The sequence below is a fragment of the Sphaerisporangium sp. NPDC004334 genome, assembly GCF_053602655.1.
In genome coordinates this window covers 469,745-492,500 of record NZ_JBSGDZ010000001.1, presented here as the reverse complement: position 1 = coordinate 492,500, position 22,756 = coordinate 469,745, and the positions used below count along the sequence as shown (strand labels likewise).

Genomic DNA, 22,756 nt, shown 5'->3' with positions numbered 1-22,756 from the left:
GTCAGGCCGAGAAGGCGCCGGTGATCTCGGCGGCCACGGCGCGCCGGTTGGGCTCGTCGAGCAGGTAGAAGTGGCCGCCGGGGAAGACGCGCATGCGCGCTCCCGCCTCCGCGCGGTCCTGCCAGGCCACCAGCTCGCGCACGTTGACCAATTCGTCCCGGTCGCCGCCGAGCACGGTGAGCGGCATGGTGATGCGGCCGTCGAGGTTGCGCCGCACCAGGCGGGCCGCGAGGGTGAGGTCGGAGCGCAGCAGGCCGAGCACGTACGTGCGCCAGAAGGGGCTGTCCATGATCTCCTGCGGGGTGCCCCCGCCCAGCCTGACGACCTCGAGCAGGACGGCGTCGTTCCACGCCGCCTCCCGCTCGAACTTCACCCCGGCCGGCGGGTGGGCGCTCAGCACGAGCCTGGCGCACGCCCCCGGGTCGGCCAGCGCCACGGCGACCGCGACGGAGACCCCCATGCTGTGGCCGAAGTACACGGTCGGACAGGACGGCAGGCCGGTCAGTTCGGCCAGGACGCCGTCCACCACGGCTCCGGGGTCCTCCGGCGTGCTGTCGTAGCTCTCGCTGAAGCGCCGCTCCCTGCCGGGCAGGGTGACCCCGAGCACGTCGTAGGTGTCGGGGAGGGCCGCGAGCAGGGGCATCAGGGCGTTGGGCCCGGCCCCGGCGTGCGGGAACACCACGACGCGGCCCTCGGGCTCGCCCCTGGCGGCCCGCAGAGCGGCGGTCCACGCCCCTGCCTCGGCGCGCCGCGCCTGCTGCCGGACGCTCATCGGCCGTCCTCCCATCGGTGGTCGGAGATCATCGCCTGGCCACGCCCGCCGGGTGGTACATGCGGCTCACGCAGGCGGAGGCGAGCGCGTCCAGGCTGGAGATCATCATGTCCGGAGGCAGGGAGGCCGCCGCGTAGGCCAGCGGCAGCTCGGTGCAGGCGGCCAGCACCGGGAGCCTCTCCCGGTGCCACAGTCCGCGGGCCACCGTGCCGAGCAGCGCCCCTGCCTGGTGGGAGCGCCCGGCCTTGACCAGCGTGGCGGTGTGGTGGATGGCCTCCTGCGTGCCGCTGCCGGGCAGCAGCAGGCGGTAGCCGAGCGCCTCGGCGCGCCGCTGGTACAGGCCGCCGGCGACGGTTCCGGTGGTGGCGGCCAGCCAGCCGCCCTCCGGGCTGCGCCGCGCGGCCTCCTCCAGCGTCGCGTCCACGATGTGCACGACCGGCGCCGGGAGCGTCCCGGCGAGCCGGTCGAGGTAGACGTGCGCGGTGTTGCAGGGGACGGCCAGCAGGTCGGCCCCCCATTCCGCCAGCCTGGCCAGACCGTCCCTGATGGGCGGCAGCGGCGCGTCGCTGCCCGCGAGCACCGCCGCCGTCCGGTCGGGGATGGACGGGTCGGACAGCATCACGATCCTCGGGTGCTCCTGGTCGGTCGTCCCGGGGACCCGGGCGGCGAGCAGGCGCAGGAACTCGGCGGTCGCCAGCGGACCCATCCCGCCGAGGATGCCGAGGGTCGGCCGCAGTGGGGGCAGCGGGCGCGGTGGGCGCGGCACCCGGGTGCCCACGCCCTCGCCGTCCCGCGCGCCGGTCCTCATGTGACCTCGGTGCCGGCGCGCGACAGCAGCTCGGCCACGCGCCGGGGGATGTCGGCCTCGCGCAGCAGGCCGTGCAGCTTCGGGCCGCACCACCAGTCCAGGCGCAGCCGGCCGTCCTCGACGGCGGCGTTCACCGACAGCACGTACGGGCGGGTGGTGGGCGCGACGGTGTAGTCGGCCTCCTCCCGCGTGGCGAGCCTGAAGGGCGCGCCGGCGGGGAGCAGCCGGGACAGGTCGCCGAAGTGGTCGTACCTGATGCGGGCGGCGGGGCTGGTGCGCGGAGCGATGCCGCAGGGCCCGTCGACGGAGACGATCGCCTTGGTCACGGCGGTCAGCGGGCCCACCTGCCGCACGCCGAGGTCGCGGTCGCCGCCGGCGGTGTGGTCCTGCACGTCGATGGTGATGAACTCACCGCCGATCCACTCGGTCAGCACGGTGGCGATGGCCGACAATACCTTGCCGGCGGGCGGGGCGCCGTCGCCCGCCGGGTCGGGGGCGACGGCGCGGGTGCGGGTCGGGGTGCCGGCGGCGTCGGCCGAGCATCCGGGCAGGATGCAGTCGCCGGCGCTGGCCGTCCACCCGGCGGGCACCGCGGCGGGCGCGCCTTCGGGCTGGGCGGCGGCGGCGCCCAGGAAGGACGCGGCCGTGGGCAGCTCGACCGGCGTCCCGGCCTCCGTCTGGGCCCAGGCGGTGCACAGGTCGTCGAGGATGAGCCGCCACGAGGGGGTGTCGGCGACCAGTTCGTGGACGACCAGCAGCAGCCAGGCGGGGCGGGAGCCGCGGTCGGCGAGGGCGATCTGCAGCACGGGGCCGTCGGTGAGGCTGAGCCGGGCGCGCATCCGGTCGACGGCGGCGCGCAGCAGCCCCGGCTCGGCGGCCTCGTCCAGCCTGGACAGGTCCAGTCCGAGCACCGGCAGCGCCGCGCCGACGCCGCCGTCGCGCTGGCGGCGCTCGCCGTCGCGGTCGAGCAGGCGGGTGCGCAGCGCGTCGTGCTGCAGCAGCAGTTGCAGCACGACCTTGCGGACGCGGGCGGCGTCCGGCCGGCCGGGCAGCTCCAGCAGCAGCGCGCGGCCCCGCCGTTCGACGTCGGCGGAGTGCCGTTCGAGGTAGTCGCGCTGGACCGGCGTCAGCGGGACGGTCAGGTCACCGGCGAGCACCGGCTTGGGGGGCTCGGGCTCCTCGCCGATGTCGGTGCCGAACCGGGTGGGCCGCGGCGCGGCGAGCGCCTCGCGCTGGACGACCCCGGCGGCGCGCGGGATCTCCTCCACCGCCACCCACTGCTCGGGCACCAGGATGTCGGGCAGGGCGCCCGCCACCGAGGCGCGCAGCTCGTCGCCGTCGATCGGGCCGCGGGGGACGTAGTAGGCGACCAGCCGGCTGCCCAGCCGGTCGCGGTCGGCCGGGTCGGCGTACCCGATCTTGGCGAGCATCCGCTTGACCCGGGCGGTGTTGACCGGGGCGCGCAGCTCCTCGTCGGCCTCGGCGACCTCCAGGTGGCCGACGCGCACCTCCCACCGGGTGGGGGCCTCGTAGTTGTGGTAGCCGCGCTCCTGGTTGTGCACGTACACGCCCACGTCGTTGATCATGCAGTTGGAGCTGCAGAACCCGGTGTCCTGGGGCTGGGACCAGAAGGACGAGCGCCGCTGGAGGAACTCGCGGATGCCGGTCTTGGTGACATCGGAGTAGCGGAAGTAGTCGACGACCTCGACCGAGTCGACCGCCGCCGAGGCGATGGCGCTGCCGGTCTGGTGGTAGATCCGGCGGCCGATCGCGAGCTTCGGCTCGATCTCGGCGGGGTCGAACACGCCCTGCTGGTAGAACCACGACAGCCGCTCGTCGATGATCTGCCCGCGCGACAGGCCGGTGACGATGGTGGGGATGCCGCGCTCGTGGGCCAGCTCGGTGCTGAGGTCGAGCAGCGAGCGGAAGCAGCCGTTGCAGACGCTCTTGTGCTGCTCCAGGCTCTGCAGGAAGATCTTGTTCTGGTCGGCGCGGGTCATCGTGAGGTGCTCGATGCCCAGCTCGGCGGTGATCTCCTCGACGTTGTTCAGCGCCGTCTTGGAGATGAAGCCGTTGTCGAAGGTGAAGGTCATGACGCGCAGGCCGAGGTCGACGAGCTGGTGCAGGACGTAGGTGCTGTCCTTGCCGCCGCTGAACAGCAGCAGGCAGTCGTAGTCCGAGCCGCGCGCCCGCGAGCGCTCCTTGATGTGGCGCACCATGTCCCCGGGCTCGCCGAAGTAGGCGTGGATGCGCTCGCGGTTGCCGGCGTACATGGCGCACAGGTTGCACACGCCGTCCCCGTCGAAGACGATGCCGGGGTAGCGGCCGGTGATGCCGCAGCGCACGCACAGGCGCTCGCCGGCGTCGTCTCCGACGCCCTGGAACACCACCGCGCAGTCGGCGACGCCGTCCTGCCGCATGATCGCCGTCTCGACCTCCCGCTCCAGCAGCCGGGCCTGTTCGGGGCCGAGCTCCGCCGCGGCGGGCGGCGTGTCCTGGTCCGAGGGCGTCTCGGTGACGGAGGGCCTGAGGTGCGGCGCCGTCCATCGGATCGATCCGGCCATGTCAGCTCCCGCTCTCGCTCACGAGCACCTCGTGGGTGCCCTGCGCGCCGATGTCGGTCAGTGAGACGAACAGGTCGTCGAGCGGCGCGTCGCGGCCCAGGATGGCGTTCTCGATGAGCGCGGCCAGCGACTCGATGGTCGGCGAGGCGAGGAACTCCTGCAGCGGGACCTCGACGCCGAACTCGGTGCCGAGCCGGGACAGCAGCTCGAACACCACCAGGGAGCTGCCGCCGACCTCGAAGACGCTCTCGCGGACGTCGAGGTCGTCGACGGGCAGGATGCTCTGCCAGACCCGCGCGACGGCCTGCTCGGTGGGGGTGCGCGGCGGGATGTGGTCCTCGCCGGGAAGCTCGCGGCGCAGCACCGGCGTGGGCAGCGCCTTGCGGTCGATCTTGCCGCTAAGCGTGCGCGGCAGCTCGGCCAGCGGCACCAGGACGGCGGGGACGGCGCTGTCGGGCAGCCGGCCGCGCACGTGGTCGCGCAGTTCCTGCGGCTCGGCGGCGCCGGTCAGCTCGACGAACGCGCACAGGTAGGGCACGCCGCCCTCCTCCTCGGCGGCCACCACGGCGGCGTCGGCCACGGCCGGGTGCTCGCGCAGGACGCTCTCGACGCCGCCCAGCTCGACCCGGACCCCGCCGATCTTGACCTGGTGGTCCTTCCTGCCGAGGAACTCGTAGACGCCCTCGGGCAGCAGCCGGCCGTAGTCGCCGGTCCGGTAGACCACGTCGTCGGGGTCGCCGGTGAGCGGGTTGGTGACGAACGCCTTGGCGGTCGCCTCGGGCTGCCCGTGGTAGCCGAGCGAGCGGTAGGGGGTGCGCAGGTAGATCTCGCCGACGCTGCCCGGCGCGGCGGGTTGCCCCATGCCGTTCAGCAGCAGCACCTCGGCGCCCGGGATCGGCCGGCCGATCGGGATCGAGGGGCGTTCGGCGTCGGCCGGGGTGACGAAGTGGTAGGTCTTGGTCATCGTCGTCTCGGTCGGCCCGTACAGGTTGAGCAGCTTGATCCGCGAGCCGAAGCGGCCGAACAGCCGCGCGGCGTCGGCGGGCGGGAGCTTCTCCCCCGACATCGCGACGCAGCGCAGCGACGCCAGCTCGTAGTCGCCGGCGGCGGCCTCGCGGATGACCCCGCGCAGCAGCGAGGGCACGCAGTGCACCAGGTCGACGCGCTGCTCGTCGATCCAGCGGGTCAGCGCGGCGGGGTCGAGCAGCGTGTCCTGCGGCGGGACGCAGACGGTGCCGCCGGTGGTGAGCGGGACGAACACGTCGCGCAGCATGGCGTCGAACGCGGGCGAGGTCAGGTGGCTGACCCGCCACCCGGGCCCGACGCCCAGCAGTTCGGTCTCCCAGCGGACGAAGTGGTCCACGCCGGACAGCCGGCCGACGATGCCCTTGGGACGCCCGGTGGAGCCGGAGGTGAAGAACACATAGCAGGGGTCGTCGGGCCCGGGCTCGTGCGGCGTCACCGCCGCTCCTGTCTCACCGATCTCCGCCGCCGCGACCCGCACGGCGCCGGGCGCCGCGTCGGTGAGCACGGCGTCGGCCAGCGCCTCCGCGCCCGTCCCGACGACGGCGAAGCCGGGCGCGGTGTCCTCGACCATCTGGGTGAGGCGCACGCGCGGGGCGGCGGCGTCCAGCGGGACGAACACCCCTCCGATGCGGAGGATGCCGAGCAGCGCCGCGATGATCTCCCCGCGGTCCTCGGCGAGGACGGGAACGAGCGACTCGGGGCCTGCTCCCGCCGCCCGCAGCGCGCCGGCCAGGCCGTCCGCCCGGGCCGAGAGCTCCGCGTACGTCAGTCGCCCCTGCGGGGACTCGACGGCCACCTGGTCGGGGAACCGCTCGATCGCGCGTCCTACGAGCGAGTGGATCGCTTCGAAGGCCATCCTGCTTCCTTCCTCTCTGCCAGGGACGCTCGTCCGATCCGCCCCCCGGGGTTCATGCGTGGTCGGCCAGGCCGTAGGTGTCCAGCAGGATGCCGAACGTCAGGACGACCAGGAGCAGGTCGTCCCCCAGGTGGGGGTGGACGTCGAATCCCTCGCGCAGGTAACGGGCCTTGAGGTGGTCCACGACGGCCGGGTCGAAGAAGCCCTGCCGCCTGACGCGCTCGTGGGAGAGCGTGTCGTTGATCCACTCGACGTCGCGCCTCAGCAGGTGGGGGCTCCCCGGGGCCCGGAAGCCGAACTTCTCCCGGGCGATGATCTCCGGGGGCACGAGCCCCTGGGCCGCCTGCTTGACGACGTACTTCTCGCCCGCCTCGTTCACCTTCAGGTGCGCGGGCACCGAGGTGGCGAACTCCATGACGTCGATGTCGAGGAACGGGTACCTGGCCTCGACCGAGTTGGCCAGCGACATCCGGTCGCCGTGGTCGGAGAGCAGGTGGTCCGACAGCCGCAGCTTGAAGTCCAGGTAGGAGCGCTGGTTGAGGCGGTCGCGGCCGGCGAGCATGTCCTTGTCGACCAGCGGGTGGCGCAGGCAGTCGAAGTCGTCGAACCGCTCGCGCACGCCCTCGGAGAAGATGTCCATCTTCGACTCGCGCCAGGCGTTGTAGGAGCGCTCGTAGAACAGGCCCGGGTCGCCCCACAACTGCCTGCGCACGTCGTCCTCGAGCGCCTCGTCCAGGCCGCCGCCTCCGCCGCCGCCGCGGCCGAACCGGTCGAACCGGTAGCCGACGTACCCGCCGAACAGCTCGTCGGAGCCCTCACCGGTCAGGATGACCTTGACGCCGTTGCGCCGGGCGAGCGCCGACAGGGCCAGCGAGCAGGTGTTGTAGGTCTCCTTCACCGGGCACTCGGCGTGCCAGACCATCCGCTGGAGCTCGCCGGTGATGTCCTCGGCGTGGAACTCGGCCTCGTGGTGGCGGGAGGCCACCTTCTCGGCCATGAGCCGCTGGTAGGCCGACTCGTCGATGGCGGCGTCGGGGAAGGTGATGGAGAAGGAGTGCGAGGGCGGGGTCGTCCGCCCGACCAGCGCCGCGATCAGCGAGGAGTCCAGCCCGCCGCTGAGGTAGAACCCGACGGGGACGTCGGCCTGCAGGCGGCGCCGCACCGACTCGCCCAGCAGCTCGCGCAGCGTCTCGACGTAGTGCTCGTCCGGCCGGGCGGGCGGGGCGTCGCCCTTGAGGGGGAAGTCCAGGTCCCAGTAGCGCACCTCGCGGACCTCGTCGTCCTCGACCAGCAGGTAGTGGCCGGCGCGCACGCTGCTGACGCCGCGGAACATGGTCCGCGGGCTGACCAGACCGGGGAAGGTGAGCACCTGGTCAAGGCCGGTGAGGTCCACCTCGCGCCCGACGCCGGGGTGCGCAAGGACGGTCTTGGCCTCCGAGCCGAACACGAAGTGGCCGTCGGTGCGCGCGTAGTGCAGCGGGAGGATGCCGACGTGGTCCCTGGCCAGGAACAGCCGGCGCCGGCGCAGGTCGTAGATGGCGAAGGCGAACTGGCCGTTGAGCTTGCGCAGCAGGTCCGGGCCCTCCTCCTCGTAGAGGTGGACCAGGACCTCGACGTCGCAGTCGGTGCGGAAGCGGTGCCCCTTGGCCTGCAGCTCGGCGCGCAGCGCGCGGTGGTTGAAGATTTCGCCGTTGCACACCAGCGCGACCTGGCCGTCCTCGCTGAACATCGGCTGGTCGCCGCCGTGCAGGTCGATGATGCTCAGGCGCCGGAACCCCAGGGCGACGCCCCGATCGAAGAAGGTCCCGCCCGCGTCGGGCCCCCGGTGGGCCAGCGTCCCGGTCATCCGCGCGAGCTCCGGCTCGTCGATGGCACGGCCGTCACGGAGGGCCATGGACCCAGCGATTCCGCACATGTCTCGGGCGCTCCTTCCACGTAGGCAGCTACAGAACGGCAGGGACCGGGCTAGGCGTCGGCGACGGCGGGGACGACCTTCTTGCCGATGATCTCGACCTGGCGGACCGGCTCGGGGCCGCCGATGATGCCGATCGCGGTGTCCACGCCGAGCCCGGCGAGCCCGCGCAGAGTCTCGGCCAGGTCACCGGCCCCGGCGCCGTCGTCGCCGACGTCGAAGGGGAAGATCACCGTCTTCTCGATGGCGTCGTAGTCGCGTCCCTCGGCCTCGCAGTGCCCGCGCAGCACGTCCAGCTTGTGCGGCAGGTCGGGGCCGGGGTACAGGTTGCAGGCGTCGCCGTACTTGGCCACCAGGCGCAGGGTCTTCTTCTCCCCGCCGCCGCCGATGAGGATCGGCGGGTGCGGCCGGGTGATGCTCTGCGGCAGGTTCAGCGGCCGCGCGAGCCGGTAGTGCTCGCCCTCGTAGGGCCGCTCGTCGCCGCGCTCGCCGTCCCACATGCGGTGGCAGATCTGGATCGTCTCCTCCAGCATCGCGAAGCGGTCGGCGAGGGAGGGGTAGGGGATGCCGAGGCCGAGCGCCTCGTCCTCGTACCAGCCGACGCCGAGGCCGAGCATCGCCCGCCCGCCGGACAGGACGTCCAGGGACGTCACCGTCTTGGCCAGCACGCCCGGGTGCCGGAAGTGGACCCCGGCCACGATGGGGGCGAGCCGGCAGCGCCGGGTGTGCGCGGCGAGCAGAGTAAGGGTGGTGAAGCACTCGAGCATGGGCGCCTCGGGACCGCCCGCGTGCGGGCCCTGCCACACGTGGTCGCCCACGCCGAGGAGCGAGAACCCGGCGTCGTCGGCGGACTGCGCGATCTCCACCAGGGTGTCCGCCACCCGGGCGGAGCCGCCCTTCCAGGAGAAGTCCCCGATTTCCAAGCCAACCTTCACGCCGGTCTCCCTAGGTTCTGTGACAACGTTCTCGCGGGTGTTCTCGCGGGTGGTGCGGGCCGGCCGGCGGCCCGGGGTGGCTCACGCCGGCCGGTAGCGCAGGATGCAGACCCCGGTGTCGAAGACCCGGGTGCCGGCCAGCTTCAGGTCCACGCGGTCCTTGAAGTCCTCGAACAGGTGCCTGCCCTCGCCGAGGACGACGGGATGCACCCACAGCAGGTACTCGTCGATCAGGCCGCGCCGCATGAGGTCGCGCGCGAGCGCGGCGCTGCCGTAGATCAGCAGGTTCTTGCCGGGGAGCCGCTTGAGCCCGGCGATCTCCTCGGCGACGTCGCCGGCGGCGATCCGCGTGTTGCGCCAGGCGGCGCTCTGGAGGGTCCGCGAGAAGACGACCTTGGCGATGCCGTTCATCTTGTCCGCGACCCGGCCGGTCTCCGCGGGCCACGCCTGCGCGAACAGCTCGTAGGTCCTGCGCCCGAGCAGCAGGGTGTCGGCCGCGTCGAGTTGTTCCTCGACGTGGCGCTCCATCTCGTCGTCGAAGACGTCGATGTTCCAGTCCTGCTGGCCGGTCGCGTTCTCCACGTAGCCGTCGACGCTCACGAACATCGACAGGATCACTTCCCGCACGGCGTCCTCCGCCCCGTCAGACCTTGGTCTTGAGGTAGGCGTCCAGGCAGTTGAAGAAGCTGCCCCAGCCCTCGACGGCCAGCGGCACCGTCTCGGCCGGCAGGTAGCCGACCTGGAGGAAGCGCATCTCGGTGCCGCCGTCGCGCTCGGCGAAGGTGACGCTGACCAGCTCCTCGCCCTCGCCCTGCGCGCTGCGCTCCAGGAACTCCGGGTCCAGCGGGTCGCCGAGGGTGAACGACAGCTTCTCCGGGCGCACCAGGTCGCGGTACACCCCGAAGAAGGGCTGCTCGGCGCGCTCGGTCTCCTCGGTCGCCTCCATGACGATGAGGGCCTTCCAGTGGCCGCCCGGCCGCGCGTCGATGGCGATCTCCGACAGCGGGGCCGTGGTGCCCTCCGGACCCCACCAGTGCGTGAAGTGCTCGGCGACCGTCCACGCGTCGAACACCAGCTCGCGCGGCGCGTCGAAGACGCGGGTGATCGACACCTCCTGCAGAGTCGGCGTGGGGGTGGTCGTGGTCTCGGTCACGTGCTTTCCTTCCTGTCGCTGTGCGGAGGGCGGCCTGTCGCGGGGGGCGGGGCCGAAGCCCGCGGCCGGGAGGCCGGCCACGGGCGTGCGGTCGGTACGGTCAGTGCGGTGAGCCGGGTCAGTGCGCCTCGGCCGGCACCCGGGCGTGCAGGCGGACCGGCAGGCTGCGGTGGCCGTTCATGATGAACGTGGGCAGCGGCTGCAGCTCCTCGGCCGGGACGGCGAGGTTGATGTCGGGGAAGCGCTCGAACAGCGTGGACAGGCCGATGGCGCCGACCAGGCGCGCGATGCCGGCGCCCAGGCAGTAGTGCGGGCCGTAGCCGAAGGAGATGTGCTCCTTGTCGGCGCGGGTGATGTCGAACTCGCAGGCGCTCTCCCCGTGCAGCTTGGGGTCACGGCCGGCGGCGAGGTAGTTGACCAGGATCGGGTCGCCCTTGCGGATCAGAACGCCGTCCAGGTCGACGTCGGCGGCGGCGAAGCGCAGCGGCAGGCTGGCCAGCGGAGCCTCGGCCCGCAGCACCTCCTCCATCACGTCGTCCCAGGACTTCTCCCCCGACTTCACCAGTTCGAGCTGGTCGGGGTGGGTGAGCAGGTTGGTGACGGCGTTGCTGAGGAAGTTGATCGTGGTCTCCGACCCGGCGCCCAGGATGGCGAAGATGGTGTCGGTGAGCTCGCCCTCGGTCAGCTTGCCGCCGTCCTCGTCGTCCCGGGCGGCGATCAGGTCGCTGGTGATGTCCTCGCCCGGGTTGGCGCGCTTGGAGGCGATGAACTCCGACATCGCGTCCCGCCAGCCCATGAGGATGCCGTGCGCCACCTCCGGGCTGACCGTGGTGTCCACCATCATGTTGATGACCGGCGCGGTCTTGGCCAGCGCGGTCTCGTCCATCCCGATGATGTCGGCGACCAGGCGGGCGGGCAGCGGGTAGGCGAACTGCTGGCGCAGATCGACGACCTCACCCGGCGGCGTGGCGGCCAGCGCGTCGAGGATCTCGTTGGTCAGCTGCACGATGAGCGGCCGGACGGCCTCGATGCGGCGCGGGGTGAACGCCTTGCCGACCAGGCGGCGCAGCCGCTTGTGGTCGCTGCCCCACGAGGTCGAGATGTTGTCCATCGCGACCCAGCTGATCAGCTCCCAGTCGGGCCGGATCTCGCCGTTGGTGAAGGCCGGCCAGTGGGCGCGGGCGCTCTTGGTGACGCGCGTGTCGGTCAGGACCTTGCGCAGCGTCTCGTAGTCGGTGATCGCCCACGCCGTGACACCGCCCGGCAGCTCGATCAGCGTCGCGGGGCCGAGCGAGCGCAGGTGCTCGGCCTCGGCGTGGATGTCCTTGCCGGTGATGTCCAAGGCGACGGGGCAGCGACTCTCCATGAGTGACTCCAAGATCTGGTTCGAAAGAGCTGATCAGGGTGCGCGGGCACCCGTGGGCGGGACGGGCGGGAGCTTCCGGCCGCCGCGGGGACGGCCGGCCCGTCGCGCCCTTCCGGGAGCCGCGGGGCCCCGGCCTGGGAGGGAACGGCTATTCGGGGAGCCTGATGGACAGCGCGTGGCGGAACACGTTCCGCGGGTCGTAGCGCTTCTTGACCTGCTGGAGACGGGGGTAGTTGTCCTTGTAGTACAAGGTGTGCCAGGGGACGCCGGAGGTGTTCAGCTCCGGGTCCGCCAGATCGGCGTCGGGATAGTTGATGTAGGCGCCGTCGCTCAGCTCGTCCGGCCCCGGCACGCCGCCGCTGTGGGCGTAGATGTCGCGGAACAGGTCCCTGATCAGGCCCACGTTCGTGTCGTCGTCCGCCTCGCTCGCCCAGGCGCCGAGATAGGCCGCCTTGAGGATGGAGTCGCGCTGCGCGGTCGCCGTGGCGTCGGGGGCGACGGTGTTCACCTGGCCGCCGTAACCGACCAGCAGCACCTGCGCCGGGTTGTACACCTCGCCGGTGAAGTGCTTGTGGACGGCGGCGATCTGCGCATCGCTGTACCCCTTGCGCAGGTACGCCGCCTTGATCTTGAACCGGCGCACGCCCGGGTTGCCCGGGTCGCCGTAACCGGGGTAGGACGCCGCGTACAGCCAGGGCTGGACCTCCTGGAACCGCATCGCCGGCTCCACGCCGACCCCGGCCGCCACCTCGTCCAGGAAGGCCGTCATCAGCGCCTCGGCGTCGGGCACGCCTTCGTCGATGAGCGCGCCGACCATCAGGCCGGGCGGGGTGTCCTTGTGCGTGCCGTGGAAGTACGGGAACAGCTTCGCCTCAGGCGTGCCGGCGGCACTGTTGTTCTCCATCCAGGTGCCGAAGTTGCGCAGCAGCGTGGTGAAGCCCTCCTCCGACATCCCCTCCCACGACCAGATGGCCACGCCGCTGCGGGTCGCCGCCGGCGCCTTCGGCAGCAGTTCGGCCGGATCGGAGGAGACGGCGTCCGGGCTGCGCATCCAGTAACGGGTCACCACGCCGAAGTTGCCGCCGCCACCGCCGGTGTGCGCCCACCACAGGTCGCGGTGCGGATCACCGGGCTCGCGGGTGGCGATGACGGCCCGGGCCCGGCCGTCCTCGCCCACCACCACGACCTCCACGGCGTACAGGTAGTCGACCACCGCGCCGAGGCTGCGCGACAACGGGCCGAAGCCGCCGCCCGCGAAGTGCCCGCCGACGCCCACCTCGGGGCACATCCCGGCCGGGATCGTGACGCCCCACCCCTTGAACAGGACGCGGAAGACGTGCCCCAGGGTCGCGCCGGACTCGATGGCGAAGGCACGGCGGCCGCTGTCGTAGTAGACGGCCGTCATCTCCGAGATGTCCAGCAGAACCTTGACCTCGGGGTCGGCGACGAAGTTCTCCAGGCCGTGCCCGCCGCTGCGGACCGCGATGCGCCTGCCCGAGGCGACCGCCTCGTCCACCGCCTGCACCACCTGCTCGGTCGTCGTCACCACACGCACGTAGTCGGGGCTGCCGACGAACCGGTGGTTGGTGCCGCGCAGCATGCTGTCGTAGCGGGGGTCGTCCCGGGTGATGGTGGACGCGCCGAGAACGGTCTGGTGCTGTCCGCCGGCCGTGAACGCCTCGGAGGAGACGGCGGTGACGGCCCCGTTGGGATGGCCGTGACTCTGCAGGTCGGTCATTGTTCGTTCCTCCAGTGGCGGCCGGGCGGCATCGACGCCATCGCCCGGCCGAGTCATGGTCGGCTCGGCTTCCCCCAGCCTGCTATCCGCGAGAATGCCCATGCATCTTTGGATGTGCTGTGTTGTTCTCGCCTCGCTCCACTCGGCGGCTCGGGGCGCCCTTGAGGCGGCGCTCTTCGTCGTCATCCGGGCTCTCCACTCCCCGAATGCCCGAAAAACGGCTCGGCCGAAGTATCACCCCCGAGCGCTTCGGAACGGATCGGCCCCAAAACCGGCTTGGGGCGCGGCGGTGTTGTGAGGAGGAGAGAGCGAGTGCGAGGAACGAGCGCTCGTGAACGACGACGAACGGCGCCGCCTCAAAGGCGCCCCAAGCCCGCCGAGCGGAGCGAGGCCGATGAACACAGAAAGCGCAAGGGGCGAGATGCGGAGGTCTGGGGGTGGGGGCAGCATGGGGGTTTGGACGCCGACGCGCCGCGTTTGACGGAAAAGGCCGTCCCGACCCTTCGCACGACCCTGCCGCCGTTTGGAAGGCGGCCGGGCCGTTCAGGCTGCGCGGGTTCTCACCGCCGTTAATCCGACGAAAGGACGAGCACGTGAGTGAGGCGGACCGCTCCGGGAAAATCGTCATCGACGCCTGGTTCTCCGGATACACCTTCCCGAACTTCCTGGAGCCGATCAAACAGCGGGCACGGGAGTTCGAAGAGCTCTACCCGCGTTATCAGATCAACGTGGGCAGCTCCTACTTCCAGAACCTGGCCGCGGACGTCGCCCAGGCCGCGCAGGAGGGCCGCCCGCCGACCATCGCCTCCTATTACAGCGGCGCCACCCAGCTCGCCCGCGACACCCTGACGAAGGACGGCAGGCCGCTGTTCACCTCGGTGGAGAAGGCGATCGCCGGGCGCACGGAGATCCTCGGCCAGCCCGTCGTGCTGGACGACATGGTCATCGCCGGCCGGAACTTCTACACCATCGACGGAACCTTCGCGGCGATGCCGGTGACCCTGTCGACGATGCACATGTACACCAATCTCACTCTGCTGCGCGCCGCCGGGATCCAGGAGGTGCCGCGCACCTTCCAGGAGGTCGAGGCGGCCTGCGCGGCGATCGCCCGGATGGACGACGCCCCTCCGCACCGGATCAGCTGGGCCAACGACGGCAAGTTCTTCCAGCAGATGCTCGCCCACCAGGGCGGCCTGCTGACCGACGCCAACAACGGCCGCGACGGGCGGGCCACGTCCGTCGACCTGCTGTCGCCGCAGATGATGGCCTTCGTGCTGTGGTGGTCGCGCCTGCACCGGGACGGCCACTTCCTGCACAGCGGCAAGCTCGAGGACTGGGCCGGGTGCGCGCAGGCGTTCAGGGAGCAGCGGGTCGTCTTCCGGTTCAGCTCCTCCTTCGAGGCCCCGTACATGGTCAAGGCCGGCCAGGAGCACGGATTCGAGGTCGCGGTCACCCCGACGCCGTACAACGCCGACTACCCCTTCGCCGGCAACTGGATCGGCGGCGACGGCATCTGGCTGCGCGACGGCCTCGACGAGGAGACCCGGGACGGCGCGCTGGCCTTCATGCAGTACCTCAACAACCCGCGCAACGCCGCCGAGTGGCACAAGGTGTACGGCTCGGCGCCGGTCACCAACGCCGCGGCCGCGCTGCTGGAGGCCGAGGGCTGGTACGACGAGCACCCCTACCACCGGGTGACCACCGAGCAGCTGAACTCGACGACGGGGGTGCCGGGCGCGGAGACGCCGATCGTGGGGCACTTCGCGCAGATCCAGCACGCCATGATGTACGCCCTGGAGGACATCATGGCGCTCGGCGCGGACCCGGTCGAGCGCTTCACCCAGGCGGCCAAGGAGGCCGAGGAACTGCTGGCGGAGTACGGCCGGCGCTGCCTGGTGAACGGACCGCGGCCGGCGCACTGCACGCTCATCGACAGCTGAGATCCCCCCTTCGCTCCATCCGCCCCTCCCGCGGTGAGACGGCCGGCGGTCCGACGAGGACCGCCGGCCGTTCGGCGTCCGGGGCGTGCGAGCGCGAAGGCGTTCCGGCTCAGGTCGTCGATGCAGGGGCGTCCGGTTCAGGGCGTCCGGTTCAGAGGCGTTTCACCTCATGGGTGCCGGACGTGCGGAATGGCCGGCAGGAGGGTTCCCTGCCGGCCATTCGGCGGACGACGATCGCGGGTCAGGCCTCGTACTAGGAGCGCCCGGCCGGGACGCCGATCTTGCGGCCCTCGGTGTGGTACAGCCACATCTGCACCAGGATCAGGTTGAACACCCAACCGGTCCAGCGCGCCGCCTCCAGCATGTAGGTGAACCCGACCTCGAACGGAAGCCGCATCAGGACGTTGACGATCAGCACGCCCCAGATGTTGTTCATGATGATCGCGAAGCTGTAGAGCATGAACCGGCGGTGCAGGTCGATGCGGCCCTTGCGCGCCCAGATCACCGCCGTCACGGTGAAGATGATCCACAGGCTGGTCGCGGCGGCGACGCCGATCTGCCCGACCGGCGGCGCGAAGGGCACCAGGATCAGGCCGACGATGCCGCCGATGACCGCGCCCGCCAGGTACAGGCGGCCGCTCGCGCGGTGGACCGCCGGGTGCTTCTTGCGCAGCCACGGCCACACCTGGAAGCACGCGGTCAGGATGGCCACGGTGCCGCAGATCATGTGCACCACGAGCAGCGGGTAGTAGGCGGGGAAGCCGTCGTGCGGCGGCGTCGGCGCCTTGCTCTCGGGCACGTACGGCGAGATCTGGTAGACCAGGTAGGTCACGACGACGGCCAGCAGGGGAGCGATCCAGGGCCGGCGCCACCACGACGTGGGCGTGCGGGAAGCGGCGGCCGGGGCCTGCGGGCGGGGCGGCGGGTCGGCCAGCCCCGTGGGGACGCCGGCCTTGTCGGTATCCAGTGTCACGGTTGTATTCCTCCTGCTGACGAGGCCCGGCATCGAGCCGCTGAGGTTCTCCCCCCGATGTGGCCGCGCCGGCGCCGCGGTGGGTTTCTCCGCGGTCCCGCCGGCGCGGGGCGCGCCCTAGGGGCGAAGGACGTAGCCGAGGTCCGGCGGCTGCTTGCCGGCGAGCACGTCGCCGAAGACCTCGACGATCGCCTCGGGTCCCTGGGCGTGCTCGATGGTCAGCCACGACGCCGTGCTGGTGAGGAAGCGCTCCTCGGAGGCGGCGTAGCGGGCGTAGTAGTTCTCCGGGCCCTCGGCCTCGGCGACCGCCCACTCCACCGCCGGGGTGAAGAACACCTCGGCCGCGGGGCCGCGCAGGCCGGCCGGCGGGGGCACCTGCGCGCCGGGGTGGGTGAAGCCGATGAGCGTGGTGTTGACCAGTTTGTCGGCGAACCGGTCGGCGACCGCGAGCCGCCAGGTGGCCTCGCCGGTGAGGTCGACGAACACGGCCGGGCCGTCGATGGACACCGACGACAGGTCCTCGTAGGAGGCGACCGTGTCGTACAGGCCGAGGCCGCCGACGAACGCGGCGTTGCGCGCCGAGGTGAAGCCGACCGTCGTCAGGCCGAGGCCGCGCGCGGCGGCCTCCTCGACCAGGCCGACGGCCACCTTGCTGGAGGCGCTGGTCAGCACGACGGTGCCGACGCCCGCCCCGGCCTGGCGCTGGAGCATGTCGGCCAGGTTGTAGGCCGCCGGGTAGACCGGGTGGATGAGCGTGCGCCGCTCGTCCAGCGCGTCGGGCTCCGCGGCCAGCTCGAAGTGCCAGTACCAGGGGTGCAGGAAGTGCCGCTGCGGCGTCAGGTCGGCGAAGCCGCGCGGGGTGACCTGCGGGGCCACCACGTGGTGGGTGGACATCGGCAGGTAGCCGTAGTAGCGGGTGCCGACGGCGATCTCCGGGTGGCGGGACTCCTCGACCCTGGCGTGTCCCCAGACGGGCACGCGGCCGTATCCCTCCGGGCCGGGGAAGGCGTCGAAGAAGGGGATGTCGGATTCACCGAAGCGCGCGTAGGTGGCGTTGTTGGCCGTCAGGCCGAAATTCTCCAGCGCGAGCCGGACCTGGCCCGGCTCGAGGCCAGGAGAGGACGCGTCCCGGATCTCGCTCACCGTCAGATCGTCGCGTTTGTAGACCAGATCCCATCTGTCGGGGTGAGACACAGCCATCTCCTTCTTTCGTCGCGCGCGGGCCGGCGGTCGCCGATGGACCGGGGCACCGGGACACCGCGGGATGGGCACGCGGCCCACACCGCCACATCGTTCTCCGCGGGCTTCACACGGCGCATCTTCTGGATTGCGGCCTCCCTTTTCCGCCGCGCGCGGGCGGGCAACTGCGCAATACGGAATATGTGGGCGGGACCGCAGGACGCCACGCTATTGCTACCGGCTCGTGGATGGTGGCCGCCTGACCGTGGTGAGGCCGCTCGGCGCTACCGGTCGATCGAGTCCCAGTGAGCCCGAACGTCGAAAGGCACGTCCCATGGTTGATTCAACGTTGAAGCAGGGCGAGGCCCGCACCCCGGTCATTCAACCGCAGCTTCCCTCGCTCACCGGAATGCGGTTCGTGGCCTGTCTGTTCCCCTTCGCCTTCCACGTCCTCTGCACGACCATCTTCGCCGCCAAGGACTGGCACATGATGCCCGTGCCCGGCAACCTCGCGTCGTATTTCTGGGAGGGCAACTGGGCGAGCGTCAGCTTCTTCTTCCTGCTGAGCGGTTTCGTCCTCACCTGGTCGATGCGCCCCGGCGACACGACCGCGAAGTTCTGGCGGCGGCGCGTCTTCAAGATCTGGCCGAACCACCTGCTGACCTTCGTCGCCGCGGCCATCTTGTTCGGCACGGTGATGAAGATGACGTTCAGCCCCTTGGCCACCGTGCTCAACGTCACCCTGCTGCAGTCGTGGTTCGCGCCATTGGACATCTGGACCGCCTACAACTCGGTGTCCTGGTCGCTGTCCAATGAGGCGCTGTTCTACTTCCTGTTCCCGTTCTTGATCCGCTACATCGTCCGCATCCGGCCCGAGCGGCTGTGGGCGTGGGCGGCCGGCATCGTCGCGGTCATCTTCCTGGTTCCCCTCGTCGCCACCCTGCTGCCGGGCGCCGGCGGGATGTACCAGCCCTGGACGCAGTCGGCGCACCTGGAGTTCTGGTTCACCTCCAAGTTCCCGCCGGTGCGGCTGCTGGAGTTCGTCCTGGGCATCGTCATGGCCCGCATCGTCATCACCGGCCGGCGGGTGCCGCTCGGCGTCGGCGGCTCGGTCGCGCTGACCGTCTTCGCCTACTTCGTCGGCCCGCACCTGCCGCTGACCTACCCGCAGGCGGCGGCCACGGTGATCCCGCTCGCGCTCCTCATCGCCAACGGGGCCATCTCGGATGTCAACCGCCGGCCGAGCTGGCTGCGCAGCCGGGTCATGGTGTGGGCCGGCGAGGTGTCCTTCGCCTTCTACATGTGCCACCTGCTCGTGGTGATCTTCGGCACGATGTGGCTGACCGGCGGCAAGAGCTACAGCACGCCGGTGGGGCTCGGCATCGTCGCGCTGCTGTTCGTGATCTCGCTGGCGATCGCGGCGGCGATGTTCCACCTCGTGGAGACGCCGATCATGCGCCGCTTCGCCACCTCCCGCTCCCGCACCCGCCACGTCACGGCCGCCACCCCCGCGACCGCGCCGGCCGCCACCCCCGAGCCCCCCGCCCTCACCGGCGCGGGCGCCTCCTCCTCGCCCGACGCCTGACCACCCCTCGCGGACACCGGCGGCCCGTCACCGCGCGGCCGGCGCCACCCGCACCCTCACGACGACGCCCTCCTCCACCGGCTCGGTTTCCACGAGCCACCCGAGGAGGGCGTCGTCACCTTGTGAGTGCCCACCGCACACAGCCTGGGCCCGCCATCTTCTTGGAGTACCAGATCGGCGTTCCGATCGCGCGACGACGTAGTCTGAAGTAGTTCAGATACCATGCGAGTCATGGCGACGAAAAGCTTCCCGTACAGCGCCTTCCTGCGTGGGCCGTCGCAGGTCCTTCCGTCTCTTGATGACGCCGACGTCATCCTGGAGCGTCGAGACGACGAGAACCTCATCCTCATGCGCGCCGAACGATTCGAGGCGGGGGCTTCCACGCTGCGCATCGCGGCTCGTGCCCTTGCGATCCTCGCCCGCCGTAACAACGACCTCGCCGAAGAGGTGCTCACCGAGGAACTGCCGTGGACGACCTGGCTGCCCGACACCGAGCGGCATGTCTGCGTGGCAGAACTGCTCGGCCACCTGGTCGCCGGAGCGGACACGGGCGAGCTCGTTCCTTTCAGCCGCGCACTCACCTCCTGGCGATCCACCGCCATCGCCTGGAGTGATCCGGAAGTCGCCCACCATCTTCAAGGCCCCTTCCCCGGCGACGGCGGTGAGGCCACCCGCCCGGCCGCTCCTTCCCGATGACCGGCCGAGGAGACGAGGTGCTCCGCCCCAAACCCTGGGTGATGCGCTTCGCCGACCGCAAGGCGGCTGAAGGGTGGCAGCACCTCCTCCGCCAAGCGCTGGAGAATTTCGACCGGGCGTGGGTGGCCATAACCAGCGATCCCCGCCACGTCGACAGCCGCCAGCATCCCCCGAAAGGCGCTCTGGGTACCGTCAAGGTGGGAGGCGAGGCGCTGGAGCAGTGGCAGTACGAAGCCACCGCGGGTGGGCGGATCTGGTACGCCATCGACGATGCGCAGCGCACACCGTGGATCACACGTGCCGGCACCGGACATCCGAAGCCGACCGATAGAAGACGGCACTGACGCAACCGCCGCGCACGCTGTCACTGGGCGGGGGCCGGGGCACGCCCTGCGGATCGGCAAGCCGGACGCGATCTTCGGCGAGGCCTTGACGCTGATTCGGATGCACGACCACGCCGGGTGGTCGGGGACGACGAATCGCCGCGGCGTCCTTGGGGGCGCCGCGGCGATTCGCGTTCTTCGGGGGCCTTCCGCGCGTGGGGCGCGGCGGGGTGGTGAAGTCAGCCGAACAGGGGGCGGACCTCGATGCCGCCGCGCCAGGTGCCGGGGCTGAGCTTGGCGATCTCGACCGCGTGGTCGATGTCACGGGCCTCGATCACGGTGAAACCGCCGAGCACCTCCTTGGCGTCGATGAAGGCGCCGTCGGTGACGCCGTCGCTGCGGACGGCCTTGGCGGTGGTGCTGGGCTGGAGGGCGTACCCGGCGACGATGCTCGCGCCGAGCTCCTCGATCTTGCCGGCGTAGGCGCCGTGCGCCTCCAGCTCCTCCTGCGGGGCCTCCGACCAGTCGGCGGGGGTGGGCGCGTAAAGCAGAACTGCGAACTGAGCCATCTCAGGCTTCCTCTCGTTGTCGTTTCATCTACAACGAACCGGCTACCACCGCATGGTGATCACTTATTGGTCGATGGTACGGTCCGAGTCTTTCGGCGTCCGGCGATCGACCGGTTCGGCAGATCGCAGGACGGGATCGAGACGGCGTGGCGCGCGCCCGTGGGGCGCGCGGCGCGTCCCGGTGTCGCCGGGAGCCTCGCGGGCTGCCGCTCCGCCAGGCTCCCGGCGCGAGCGCTAGGACTCGTGTCCGGCCACGGCGACCTCGTCGCGCGACGCCCGCGCACTCGCGTGCGCCTCGCCGCCGGACGCGTCGTCGGACGCGCCGCCGGGCTGGGCCTCGCCGGCCGCCTGTGACGGGCCGCCGGCCTCGCCGCCGTCCTGACCGGCCGGAGGCTGCCCGAAGGCGGGCAGGTCCTTCAGCACGACCGCGTTGAGGATGGCGACGCCGAGGACGACCAGGGCGCTGATGGCGGCCACCACGTGCAGCCCGCTGGTGAAGGCCTCGCGGGCGGGCGCGAGCAGCGTCTCGGCGACCTGCCCCGGCAGGCCGCCGGCCGCGGCCGCGGCCCCGGAGACGCTCTCGCGCGCCGCTCCGGCCGCGGCGGCGGGGACGCCGGCGGGGATGGCGTCGGCGACCTGCGTGCGGTACACCAGGGTGCCGATGGTGCCGACCGTGGCGATGCCGAGCGCGTAGCCGAACTCGTTGGAGATCTGCGCCAGCGACGAGGCCGAACCGGCCTTCTCCGGCGGGACGGACCCGACGACCAGCCCCATGCCCAGGGTGAGCAGCGGGCCGCCGCCGAGGCACCAGACGGCGTAGCCGATGATCATGCCGGCCGCCGAGGTGGAGAAGCTGAGGATCGTCAGGCCGGCCACCACGATGACCAGGCCGCCCGCGATGAGGTGGGCGGGCTTGAAGCGGCCACCGAGCTGCGGGCCCACGGTGACGCTGACGATGCCGAGCAGCAGGCCGGGGAGCAGGCCGAGGCCGGCCTGCAGGGGCGTCATGCCCGCCACGGTCTGGAAGTACTGGGCGATGAACAGCATCGTGGTGCCGGTGAGCGCGCTGTAGAGCAGCATGCTGCCCAGCTCGGTGTTGAACATCTTGTTGGTGAACAGCCGCAGGTCGAGCAGCGGGTCGCTGAGCGCACGCTGACGGCGCAGGAACACCACCGCCATGACCAGGCCGAACACCAGGGCGACGAGCGGGATGGTGTTCCAGCCGGTGCGGGCGAGCTCCTTGATGCCGTAGATGACCGGCAGGACCGCCGCGAGGGACAGCGCCACGCTGGTGAAGTCGATCTTTCCTGCGCCGGGGTTGCGGTACTCGGGCAGCAGGATCGGGCCGGCGATGAGCAGCAGCACCATCGGCGGCACGCCCAGCAGGAAGACCGAGCCCCACCAGAAGTGCTCCAGCAGCACGCCGCCGACGACCGGGCCGATGATCGCGCCGATGGAGAAGGACCCGGCCCACACGCCGATCGCGGTCGCGCGCTGCTTGTCGTCGCGGAACATGTTGCTGATCAGCGAGAGCGTGGACGGGCCGAGGGTGGCGCCGGCGATGCCGAGCACGGCCCGCGCGATGATGAGCGTGATGGCGCTGGTGGAGTAGGCGGCCACGATGGAGGCCAGGCCGAACGCCGCCGCGCCGATGAGGAGCAGCTTGCGGCGGCCGATGCGGTCGCCGAGGTTGCCCGCGGTGATGAGGAAGCCCGCGACCATGAACCCGTAGATGTCCACGATCCAGAGCTGCTGGGTGCTGTTGGCGCCGAGCTTCGCGCTCACCTCGGGCAGCGCCAGGAGCACCACGAAAATGTCCAGGGCGACGAGGATGGCGGGCAGGGCCAGCACCGCCAGGCCCACCCACTCCCGTCGTCCGGCCTTCAGCCGCACTTCGTCGGTCACTATCTTGTCCTCTCTTCGTCGGCCGCACACCAGCGGCGTGGCCGCTTGAGCCGGGTGCTGCGCTTTACAGGGCTGTGCTCGCTATCGGACCGGTCTTCCTGCTCCCGGGGGACGGGACCGTCCCGGAGGACGAGGCGTACCGGCCATGGACTTCCAGCAGCGGCGCCCCCTTCCCCAGGGATCCGAGATCGGGTGATCACGCGGGCGGCGCCTGCGGGGTGGGAGGGACCCGGACGAACGGAGCGCCCAGGGAACGCCACCAGAGGACGCGGCGGGACACCGAGCGGCATTCCCGCACACCCCGCCTGAGAAGAGAGAAAGCGAGGAAATCACCGGACCGCCCTGCCGGCTTAACAAACCGGTCAGAGCGCGCTAGGAAAGGACACACCGACACCAGCCGACGCGATTCACTCCAAACTTGGCCACCGGTGGACGCCATAAGGCGAGACCTCCTCG

The 22,756-nt window shown here is 71.4% G+C and carries 18 protein-coding genes; 4 read left to right on the top strand and 14 right to left on the bottom strand.

Annotated features, from left to right (window positions below; all coding sequences use genetic code 11):
- Position 1: 1 nt before the first annotated feature.
- The 10 genes from ACWEN6_RS01985 to ACWEN6_RS01940 form a co-directional block, all read right to left on the bottom strand.
- The gene (locus tag ACWEN6_RS01985) at positions 2 to 772 is read right to left on the bottom strand and encodes a thioesterase II family protein (protein WP_452568505.1); all 771 of its coding nucleotides are present in this window, start codon (positions 770 to 772) and stop codon (positions 2 to 4) included.
- Between the two features lie 28 nt (positions 773 to 800).
- Positions 801 to 1,580, bottom strand: a complete 780-nt coding sequence (locus ACWEN6_RS01980) for an aspartate/glutamate racemase family protein (protein ID WP_452568504.1) — start codon at positions 1,578 to 1,580, stop codon at positions 801 to 803.
- Positions 1,577 to 4,144, bottom strand: a complete 2,568-nt coding sequence (locus ACWEN6_RS01975; RefSeq protein WP_452568503.1) for a condensation domain-containing protein — start codon at positions 4,142 to 4,144, stop codon at positions 1,577 to 1,579. The genes ACWEN6_RS01980 and ACWEN6_RS01975 overlap by 4 nt, the downstream gene beginning before the upstream one ends.
- Position 4,145: 1 nt before the next feature.
- On the bottom strand, positions 4,146 to 6,026 hold the full coding sequence (locus ACWEN6_RS01970; protein WP_452568502.1) for a non-ribosomal peptide synthetase: 1,881 nt from the start codon (positions 6,024 to 6,026) through the stop codon (positions 4,146 to 4,148).
- Positions 6,027 to 6,078: 52 nt separating this feature from the next.
- Positions 6,079 to 7,941, bottom strand: coding sequence for an asparagine synthase (glutamine-hydrolyzing) (gene asnB / locus ACWEN6_RS01965; RefSeq protein WP_452568501.1), 1,863 nt, complete (start codon positions 7,939 to 7,941; stop codon positions 6,079 to 6,081).
- 50 nt (positions 7,942 to 7,991) lie between these two features.
- Positions 7,992 to 8,873 carry an LLM class F420-dependent oxidoreductase gene (locus ACWEN6_RS01960; RefSeq protein ID WP_354851729.1) on the bottom strand — a complete coding sequence of 294 codons (882 nt, stop codon included), beginning with the start codon at positions 8,871 to 8,873 and terminating at the stop codon, positions 7,992 to 7,994.
- Positions 8,874 to 8,954: 81 nt separating this feature from the next.
- Entirely contained in the window at positions 8,955 to 9,500 is a 546-nt protein-coding gene (locus ACWEN6_RS01955) for a dihydrofolate reductase family protein (RefSeq protein ID WP_452568500.1), read from the bottom strand.
- A 16-nt stretch (positions 9,501 to 9,516) separates the two neighbouring features.
- Positions 9,517 to 10,026: an SRPBCC family protein gene (locus tag ACWEN6_RS01950; RefSeq protein WP_354851733.1), complete on the bottom strand. Its 510-nt coding sequence runs from the start codon at positions 10,024 to 10,026 to the stop codon at positions 9,517 to 9,519.
- Positions 10,027 to 10,144: 118 nt separating this feature from the next.
- Positions 10,145 to 11,392, bottom strand: coding sequence for a cytochrome P450 family protein (locus ACWEN6_RS01945; RefSeq protein WP_452568499.1), 1,248 nt, complete (start codon positions 11,390 to 11,392; stop codon positions 10,145 to 10,147).
- 148 nt (positions 11,393 to 11,540) lie between these two features.
- A complete protein-coding gene (locus ACWEN6_RS01940; protein WP_452568498.1) occupies positions 11,541 to 13,130 on the bottom strand; it encodes a BBE domain-containing protein in 1,590 nt (529 codons plus the stop codon).
- 593 nt (positions 13,131 to 13,723) lie between these two features.
- Between ACWEN6_RS01940 and ACWEN6_RS01935 the strand changes: the two genes are divergently transcribed.
- Complete coding sequence (locus tag ACWEN6_RS01935; protein WP_452568497.1) at positions 13,724 to 15,070, top strand: extracellular solute-binding protein; 1,347 nt, start codon at positions 13,724 to 13,726, stop codon at positions 15,068 to 15,070.
- 253 nt (positions 15,071 to 15,323) lie between these two features.
- On the opposite strand, the gene ACWEN6_RS01930 is transcribed toward ACWEN6_RS01935, so the two are convergent.
- Entirely contained in the window at positions 15,324 to 16,043 is a 720-nt protein-coding gene (locus ACWEN6_RS01930; protein ID WP_354851740.1) for a DUF2306 domain-containing protein, read from the bottom strand.
- A 117-nt stretch (positions 16,044 to 16,160) separates the two neighbouring features.
- The gene (locus ACWEN6_RS01925) at positions 16,161 to 17,237 is read right to left on the bottom strand and encodes a DUF2855 family protein (RefSeq protein ID WP_354927827.1); all 1,077 of its coding nucleotides are present in this window, start codon (positions 17,235 to 17,237) and stop codon (positions 16,161 to 16,163) included.
- A gap of 319 nt (positions 17,238 to 17,556) precedes the next feature.
- Here ACWEN6_RS01925 and ACWEN6_RS01920 point away from each other — a divergent pair, with 319 nt between their 5' ends.
- The 3 genes from ACWEN6_RS01920 to ACWEN6_RS01910 all read left to right on the top strand — a co-directional run bounded on the left by ACWEN6_RS01920 (position 17,557) and on the right by ACWEN6_RS01910 (position 19,847).
- Positions 17,557 to 18,807: an acyltransferase family protein gene (locus ACWEN6_RS01920; protein WP_452568496.1), complete on the top strand. Its 1,251-nt coding sequence runs from the start codon at positions 17,557 to 17,559 to the stop codon at positions 18,805 to 18,807.
- A gap of 231 nt (positions 18,808 to 19,038) precedes the next feature.
- Positions 19,039 to 19,503, top strand: coding sequence for a hypothetical protein (locus tag ACWEN6_RS01915; RefSeq protein ID WP_452568495.1), 465 nt, complete (start codon positions 19,039 to 19,041; stop codon positions 19,501 to 19,503).
- 17 nt (positions 19,504 to 19,520) lie between these two features.
- Positions 19,521 to 19,847, top strand: a complete 327-nt coding sequence (locus tag ACWEN6_RS01910) for a hypothetical protein (RefSeq protein WP_452568494.1) — start codon at positions 19,521 to 19,523, stop codon at positions 19,845 to 19,847.
- Positions 19,848 to 20,065: 218 nt separating this feature from the next.
- Here the strand turns inward: ACWEN6_RS01910 and ACWEN6_RS01905 are convergent, their stop codons facing one another.
- The gene (locus ACWEN6_RS01905) at positions 20,066 to 20,395 is read right to left on the bottom strand and encodes a YciI family protein (protein ID WP_380842640.1); all 330 of its coding nucleotides are present in this window, start codon (positions 20,393 to 20,395) and stop codon (positions 20,066 to 20,068) included.
- A gap of 234 nt (positions 20,396 to 20,629) precedes the next feature.
- Positions 20,630 to 22,300 carry an MFS transporter gene (locus tag ACWEN6_RS01900; protein WP_452568493.1) on the bottom strand — a complete coding sequence of 557 codons (1,671 nt, stop codon included), beginning with the start codon at positions 22,298 to 22,300 and terminating at the stop codon, positions 20,630 to 20,632.
- Positions 22,301 to 22,756 lie beyond the last annotated feature (456 nt).

Coding starts and splice junctions, on each gene's coding strand:
- ACWEN6_RS01985 (WP_452568505.1), bottom strand. CDS start 772: ATGAGCGTCCGGCAGCAGGCGCGGCGCGCCGAGGCAGGGGCGTGGACC.
- ACWEN6_RS01980 (WP_452568504.1), bottom strand. CDS start 1,580: ATGAGGACCGGCGCGCGGGACGGCGAGGGCGTGGGCACCCGGGTGCCG.
- ACWEN6_RS01975 (WP_452568503.1), bottom strand. CDS start 4,144: ATGGCCGGATCGATCCGATGGACGGCGCCGCACCTCAGGCCCTCCGTC.
- ACWEN6_RS01970 (WP_452568502.1), bottom strand. CDS start 6,026: ATGGCCTTCGAAGCGATCCACTCGCTCGTAGGACGCGCGATCGAGCGG.
- asnB (WP_452568501.1), bottom strand. CDS start 7,941: ATGTGCGGAATCGCTGGGTCCATGGCCCTCCGTGACGGCCGTGCCATC.
- ACWEN6_RS01945 (WP_452568499.1), bottom strand. CDS start 11,392: ATGGAGAGTCGCTGCCCCGTCGCCTTGGACATCACCGGCAAGGACATC.
- ACWEN6_RS01940 (WP_452568498.1), bottom strand. CDS start 13,130: ATGACCGACCTGCAGAGTCACGGCCATCCCAACGGGGCCGTCACCGCC.
- ACWEN6_RS01920 (WP_452568496.1), top strand. CDS start 17,557: ATGGTTGATTCAACGTTGAAGCAGGGCGAGGCCCGCACCCCGGTCATT.
- ACWEN6_RS01915 (WP_452568495.1), top strand. CDS start 19,039: ATGGCGACGAAAAGCTTCCCGTACAGCGCCTTCCTGCGTGGGCCGTCG.
- ACWEN6_RS01905 (WP_380842640.1), bottom strand. CDS start 20,395: ATGGCTCAGTTCGCAGTTCTGCTTTACGCGCCCACCCCCGCCGACTGG.